The 6,912-nt window shown below is 59.6% G+C and carries 7 protein-coding genes and 1 pseudogene; 4 read left to right on the top strand and 4 right to left on the bottom strand.

From position 1 onward, the window contains the following. The 4 genes from M3461_16140 to M3461_16125 all read left to right on the top strand — a co-directional run. A partial coding sequence (locus tag M3461_16140; GenBank protein ID MDQ3775762.1) for a group II intron reverse transcriptase/maturase occupies positions 1–383 on the top strand: 383 nt, incomplete at its 5' end. Positions 384–891: 508 nt separating this feature from the next. Next, positions 892–1,068, top strand: a complete 177-nt coding sequence (locus tag M3461_16135) for a DUF1328 domain-containing protein (protein ID MDQ3775761.1) — start codon at positions 892–894, stop codon at positions 1,066–1,068. A 508-nt stretch (positions 1,069–1,576) separates the two neighbouring features. Further along, on the top strand, positions 1,577–2,026 hold the full coding sequence (locus M3461_16130) for a PA2169 family four-helix-bundle protein (protein MDQ3775760.1): 450 nt from the start codon (positions 1,577–1,579) through the stop codon (positions 2,024–2,026). Positions 2,027–2,111: 85 nt separating this feature from the next. Further along, positions 2,112–2,708 carry a PRC-barrel domain-containing protein gene (locus tag M3461_16125; GenBank protein MDQ3775759.1) on the top strand — a complete coding sequence of 199 codons (597 nt, stop codon included), beginning with the start codon at positions 2,112–2,114 and terminating at the stop codon, positions 2,706–2,708. Between the two features lie 435 nt (positions 2,709–3,143). Here the strand turns inward: M3461_16125 and M3461_16120 are convergent. The 4 genes and pseudogenes from M3461_16120 to M3461_16105 all read right to left on the bottom strand — a co-directional run bounded on the left by M3461_16120 (position 3,144) and on the right by M3461_16105 (position 6,738). Further along, a pseudogene (locus M3461_16120) lies at positions 3,144–3,911 on the bottom strand (metal ABC transporter permease). Next, entirely contained in the window at positions 3,908–4,750 is an 843-nt protein-coding gene (locus tag M3461_16115; GenBank protein ID MDQ3775758.1) for a zinc ABC transporter substrate-binding protein, read from the bottom strand. The pseudogene M3461_16120 and the gene M3461_16115 overlap by 4 nt, the downstream one beginning before the upstream one ends. An 84-nt stretch (positions 4,751–4,834) precedes the next feature. Next, positions 4,835–5,752, bottom strand: a complete 918-nt coding sequence (locus M3461_16110) for a hypothetical protein (protein MDQ3775757.1) — start codon at positions 5,750–5,752, stop codon at positions 4,835–4,837. A gap of 818 nt (positions 5,753–6,570) precedes the next feature. Beyond that, positions 6,571–6,738 (bottom strand): hypothetical protein, encoded by a 168-nt coding sequence (locus M3461_16105; protein MDQ3775756.1) that lies wholly within the window; start codon positions 6,736–6,738, stop codon positions 6,571–6,573. Between the last annotated feature and the right edge of the window lie 174 nt (positions 6,739–6,912).

Here is a 6,912-nt window from a genome sequence, read left to right as displayed (position 1 = left end):
GCTTCACCCATTATTGCACGCGCAATCGCAAGGGTAACTTCAAGGTAGGACGGAAGACGGAGAAGTCTCGACTTCGCCGCACTCTTGCCTGCCTTCAGGAACTGATGCGAGAGATTCAGCATGAGCCGGTCAAAGACCAAGTCACCTCCCTCAACCAAGTATTGCGGGGCCATTATGCCTACTACGGGGTGGCGGGTAACCTTCGAGCCTTACGCAAGGTCAACCGCGCCGTCGAGCGTTACTGGCATAAGATGCTCTGCAGTCGGAGTTGGAAGAGCTATATGCCGTGGGAGGTATTCGTGCAAGTGAAGAACTGTTTTCCGTTACTGCGTCCCAGACTCTTTCTGCCCTATGCACGCCTTAAGAGCTACGCGGTGCTGTAACCAACACCTGAAGAGCGTAGTGCGGGAAATCCGCACGCTACGTTCTGTGGGAGCCGGGGGCGGGTGACCGCCTCCGGCGACCCGGTGGGTGCCGGGTAACCGGCATCCCTACCGCGACCCGCGCGCCGATGCCGGGCACGGCGTCATCCGCCAGCGCGTCGCCGACCTTCCTCAAATCCCACCAGCCGTTCGACTTCTTTTCCGAGACCGATTGGCGCTCGGGTCTTCCGGGCGGAGGCAATTGCACCGCCATTCGCTATCTTTATCGAAAAAAATGCCTGCAAGCTTTACCTCGCCCGGTAATACTTACTGACAGTGAAGTCTCTCACGACGGCGTGAGAATCCCTTTGGTAAGGCAAACCGTCACTTTAGGCTGAGGTTGCCGGTGTGGCACAGCGATTGCCGTCTCGGGCGTATGTTTGTGAGACGAGCTGGCCACGTTCGACCAGATTGTCGTCGAGCCGAATTAACAGTTTAACGCGTCCCCGATGGGACAGGAGGTTTTCAGATGCTAAGTTACGCCGCGTTATTTCTAATTATTGCATTGATTGCCGCCCTCTTCGGTTTTGGTGGGATCGCAGCCAGCGCCGCCGGGATCGCTCAGGTCCTATTTTGGCTCTTCCTAATCATATTCGCCGTTAGTCTCCTCATGGGATGGGGTCGGAATTCGTGGCGATGGTGGTAACTTAGCTAAACTTGATTCAAAATCGGGTACATCTACCGCTTGCCGGGATCTACGTACGAACGTAAGTGTCCTCGCCTAGATTCCGGCATGCGGTGCTGCACGCTGCTTCGCGGGACCCTTCCTCGAGCAAATAGCCGGAGGGGAACCTCACACCTCGAGCCCGGCGTGTGCCCGAGGATCAGGCTGCGCCTGGGCAACCATCTAATAAGATGACCGGGCGGCGCAAAGAAAGTCGGTTCCGGCCGAAGCCTTCGGTCCAGGAGGTCGGAAAGGCCGGGCGGCTTCGCGCTCCTCAATTGGGGGTCATTCTGCCGCGCCACGCTATTCTGCAGAAGTTACTCGACCCGCCGGTAAATGTTACCGATACGTTTTCTGATTCCCTCCCTTAACGAATTGATTTATAGAGACATTTCCAGTGGCACGAAGCTTGGTGAAGATAAGAGACGAACCCCGAGGGACAGTGTCTCCGCTCGCCGTGGTACTACCGTCAACGAATTCGGAGGTTGATATGAGTGAGGTTGATATGAGTTACGATGAAATGAATGAGCTCCTGAAAAACGAATTGTCGGCGATAGAAACCTATCGGCAGGCTCTAGAGAAAAAAGACACCGATCCCGAGCACGTAACGGCGATCAATGAACTGAGTGCAATCCTCGACGACCATCAAAGAGCAGCCTCCCGGATCGAGGCGGCAATTCGTCAAAAGGGCGGTGAGCCGGCGCACGGTGCCGGCGCATGGGGCACCTGGTCGAAGATTGTCATGGGAACAGCCCAGCTCTTTGGTGACAAGGCGGCGCTGAAGGCCTTGAAGGAAGGCGAGGAAAGCGGAGTGGAAGAGTATGAGACTGTTCTGGGCGATAGGGGCATACCCCAAGATCAGAAGACGCTCATCAGCGATCTAGTCGCAACCCAGCGGATGCACGTTCAAACACTCGACGGCTTGATATCGAGGGTTTGAACATCGCCAACTAGGCCACACATATCCGGTGTCGTATGGGCGGCGCCGGGGTCAATTCAAGGGTCGTAGAAAACTGGAGGTTATCATGAGAGGTCTATACAAGTTTTTGGCTGTCTCGACGCTGAGTGTCGGCATGACGACGCCGGTAGTAGCGGTGGATGTTGAGGAACAGCGCGAAGAAGTGCGCCAACAGCAAGAGGATGTGCAGAAGGAGCAGCAAGACGTGCGAGAAGAGCAGCGAGATGTGCTCAAAGGGCAACGTGACGAGCAACAGGATGTGACGGAAGAGCGCAAGGACGTGATGGAAGAAAGGCAAGATGTTCCCGAGGCGCGCAGGGATCTCCGCCAGGATGTCGCCCAGACGCACCGCGCGAAGATTGTCATTGGGATGAATGTAAAGAATTCCCAAGGCGAAGCTCTCGGCAAAATCCACGATCTCGTTCTTAACTTCGACGATGGGGATATTGCTTATGTCGTGATCTCCTCTGGCGGTTTGCTAGGAATGGGAGATACGCTGCATGCAGTTCCCTGGAAGGCGCTTAGCCTGAACAGCCAAGCGGATGGCTTTATCCTCAACGTAGACCAGACCGCTTGGAAGAACGCGCCTAGCTTCAAAGAAAATGACTGGCCCGAAGTGGCAGACCGGGAGTGGAATAAACAGCTCGAGAGCTATTATCGATAGATTCTATTTGCTGCCTATCCGGTTGAGCGCCCAAGACTACCTATGGTAAGGGGGGGTCCGGGCATGGCGTTGACGGCTTCACCCAGCCACCCAGGTGAAGGTGAAGCCGTAGCCACCATTCGGTAGTGCCGTTGGGCGCGAACCGGACAGGCATGGTTAATCACCCCTCGGCACGGATGCCGTTCGTCCATGACGCCGGCAGAGAAATTGTTTTCTGCCGACGTCCAACACCGGAAAAAAGCGTAGCGTCGCGCACGGTTCCGACCCTCGATCCGCTCACCTGGTCTGTTTGGGCGAGAGCGTGAGCGGCGACTCCCCGGTGTGCGCTTTCTGCCCGACTAAGTGTTCCCTTCGTCACGCAAGTCGCCCATCTTGGCTAATTTTTGCTCGGGATCGTGGATCCCGCATCGAGGGTTCCACGGTGCCGCTCATCGCTCAGTCGACCGGATGTGCGTTCGCACGTTGCCCGTTCGAAAGCGGCGTGAGCGCATAAACAAGCACGCCCACCACCGCCATGGCGCACACGATCATCGCGCCGGCGGGAAAAAATGCCAGCGAGCAGGGGCCATCAAGCCCAACCCATATCCAGCAGCTCCGACGCCGTAGCCCAGCCAGAGGGGGGAGGAGCCGCTAGCCAGCTGGCTAGCCAGCGCGGGCACGATGAGACTCGCAAAGACCAGATACACGCCCACCAGTTGTACAGACACGGTGACGATCGAGGCAAACAGCAGGTAGAAACCGAGCCGGCCCAGGCGCTCGCCGAACCAGAACCAGAGCGCCAGCGCAACCGCGCTCAGCGCCGCGGCCGGAGCAAGCTGCGCGGTGCCCACCCACAGGATCTGGCCGACCAGCAGGTCCTGCAGATGCTCACCACCGTGCGGATTGCCGGCGAGAAGCAGAATGCCGAAGCTCGCCGCCAGCACAAAAGCGACGCCGATGGTGCTCCTCCTGCACATCCGGCCAGAAGCGCTCGGACAGGCGCAGCGCCAGCGCACCGGAAAACGCCGCGCCGAAGGCCGCGACTTGTACCGCCATTCCCTGCGGCTCCCAGCCGAAGAGATCGGCGGCGATCACGCCCAGCCCTGCGATCTGGGCGATAGCGAGATCGGTGAACACGATGCCGCACCTCAACACCTGCTGCCCGAGCACCAGCAGACCCGCCAAAAATGCCGGGCCCAGGATGGCCAGATCCAGGCTGCTCACGACGAGCCTGCCGCAGCCAGCAGGCGATAAATCGTGTCGTCGAACAGACTGAACAAGTCCCTGGCCTGCTCGGTGCCTCCCACCGTACCCGGCAACATCACGGCCGGGATCTTGGCTTTCTCGGCTAAATATTCGGAGGGTCGCGCATCGTTGTAAGCAGTGCGGATGATGAGTTTCGCCGGATCCTTTTGCAGCGTCGTCAGCACCATCTCCAAATAACTTACACTCGGCTCGATTCCGGGCTTGGGTTCCAGGGCCGCCACCTCGCGCAAGCCCAGCCACTGGAAGAGATAGGCCCAGTATTTATGGTGCGCGACGACCGTAATGCCCCTGAGCGGCGCGGCCTCTTTCTCCCAGCGCGCGATGGCGGCCTGCCAGCGCGCAGAAAAATCCTGATGGCGGGCCCGATATTCGGCGGCATGATCAGGATCAAGCTGAGCCAGACGCTCGGCTAGGGCCCCCGCTACGCGCGCGATATTGCGCGGGTCGGTCTGGATGTGCGGATTACCCTGCGGATGCACATCGCCTGCAGCCCGGTCCAGCAATGTCGGGATCTCCAGGCGCGGCACCAGCAAGGCCGCTTCCAGATAGCCTGGCGTGTACGGCTGGATTTGCGAGTTACCGGACTGGCGCAGGAGAATCGGCAGCCAACCGACCTCCAGCTCGGCGCCGGTACAGATCAGAAGATCGGCCGAACGCACTTTGGCGATCAAGCTGGGGCGGGCCTGGATGCGGTGCGGATTCTGCAAAGCCGTTGTAGCTGTGTAGACCTCGACCTGATCCCCGCCTAGCTCTTCTGCCAGCGCGGCCCATTCGGGTTCGCAGGCAAACACTTTCATCGCAGCCAGCGCCGGTTCGGCAAGCAACGCGATTGCGGACGCAATTAGTTAGCGAAACAACGCGCCTTTTCATGGGATGACTCCTTAAAACTGGTGGGCGCCGTGGCTGCCCAGGCTGTGCATGTACTGCAGGATGACTTGCTGGTCGCTTTCGTTATCCGTCAACTCCCGGTGGGCGAATTGCCGCCGAAAGCGGCTGAATTCGCTCGGGCTATAATCCAGCATCACGCTGTACTTGCCGGGATCGTGATCGGCATCCTGCAGCGTCTCTGCGTTGTCGCCAAGGTCGAGATGCGCTGAGTACAGCCACTCGCCGCGCAGGCCGGCACGCCAACGCGGCTGGAATTGGTATACCGCCTGGAGGTAGCCACCCAACTGGTCGGAGGAGTAGCCCGAACGGTTAGCGCTCCTCGACGCGCCCTCGGCGTCGTAGGTCAGCGTGCCGTGTTCGTCGCGCCACAGAAGCTCTCCCTGCAGCTTGAAATTGCGGTCGCTGGGATCGCCGTTGGGCGCCCATTTCCAGACGAGGTCTGCGGCGTACACGTAGCAGTCGCCCTCAAACAGATTGAGAACCTCCACGTCCTCGAGATCGACAGCGGCAGATCCCCGATCCTGGGGCCAGGCACCGAGCCAGGATAGCCCCGCGCGATAGCTGTGGCTAGCTCCAATGTCTCCGCCCAAATGAGCGAACAGGCCGGCCGCGCCGATGCCGTTCTTGTTGCGGTCGTTGGATGGGAAGTCCTTGCCCCGCCCCAGTTCAGCGCCGAGCTCAAGGAATGTATCGGTAGGCGCCACCCAACGCAGTTGCACGCCGTCCTCGCCGTGATTGCCGGTGGCCTCGGTGCCAAGCAAGGCCTGGTAGACGATGGGGGCATCGAAGAAATCCCAGGCGTGCTGGTGGAACTCATTCAGGTAACCGATGGCCGTAAAAAAACGGCTGCCCTTGACGGTAAATCCGTGACCCAGCCCCAGGGTCTGAAAGTAGGCCTCCTCTATGGCCACGTCCCCGCCCGGTTCCAGTGCAATCGCGGCGAAACCATAGAGGTAGGGATCGATCGAGGCACTTAAAGTCAGCTCGCTTTCGGCCAGGCTGAAACCGCGCTCTTCGGGCCGATCTCCTCGGCCGAAAAAACCCTGGCAACAAACGTGTTCCGTCCGGCGCGTGCGTGTAAGTACCCTCGAGGATCAGGGAAATGGCCGGGTTGAAGGCATTGGCGGCGGTCGCGGCAGACGCCTGTGCAGGTTCGGCCGTCTGCGCAGCCGCAGTCTCTGGGCGGCTCTCCAACTCCTCGATTCGATTTTCCAAGGCTTCGATACGGGTCTCGTAGGTCTGTCTCATCTCCCGCATTTCAGCGCGGATTTGTTCCAATTCCGACTGCCCTGCCGTTGCAGGTTGAACGACGCCGGGCAGGCTGGCTAAGCCCAGCGCCAAGAAGGTGCGTTTGTACATGCCGATTCCTCGCTAGCTAAAACCAACGGGCGCAGGCCCCTTCGGACCCGCGGTGTTTATTTCAGATCAAGCGAGGCGTGGCGGCGCGCGTATCTGGTAGTGAAGGCGGCAGCGGACTAAGACGCTGCCCGGTATGACAGCCGAAAAGAGGCGATCGAATTCAAGGGCGCCAAGCGCCGGCGGGTCGGAGTTGAGCGCGCCGTCAAGGTTATGGGAGCCCAAGCACTGATGACAGACCGAGCGTTCAGGGGTATCGCCCTGGCTCGTGCCGGACTTTCCATCCTCAAGATGCGAAAGCGCGTGCAAGGCTGCGCCCTGCATCCCAACGAGCAGAAACAGGGCGAGCAGCCCATGGACCAGGAATCGCAGCTTAGTTTGCTTCATCGATAAGCGATGGGCTCACCCGCCCTGAAACGAGATGCTGAGCCGCAGGGCTTCCACAGTCTCCGCTGAGGTCGTCGACATCGACGCCACCGGCGATGGAATTCTGCACCACCTCGGCCCAGTTGGCGCTCGAGATCGCGGACTTATCCAACATGAGCTCGATGGTCTCGCTTCCCGGCCCTTCCCGGCCCATCTTGCAAATAGCCCATTTTTCTCAACTGGAGGGGGTACCCAGCCTGGAAGGCGCATAGATTGGGCTACGCGGTCAAAAGGTCTCCACTACAAATGGGCTGGATCGCTTCAGTGTACGAGTTGGCCGGCGGCGGTG

This window comes from Pseudomonadota bacterium (assembly GCA_030860485.1).
In the GTDB taxonomy this organism is placed as follows: Bacteria; Pseudomonadota; Gammaproteobacteria; order JACCXJ01; family JACCXJ01; genus JACCXJ01.
Note: the sequence above shows the minus strand (reverse complement) of the source record. Positions and strands in the feature narration are given on the sequence as shown.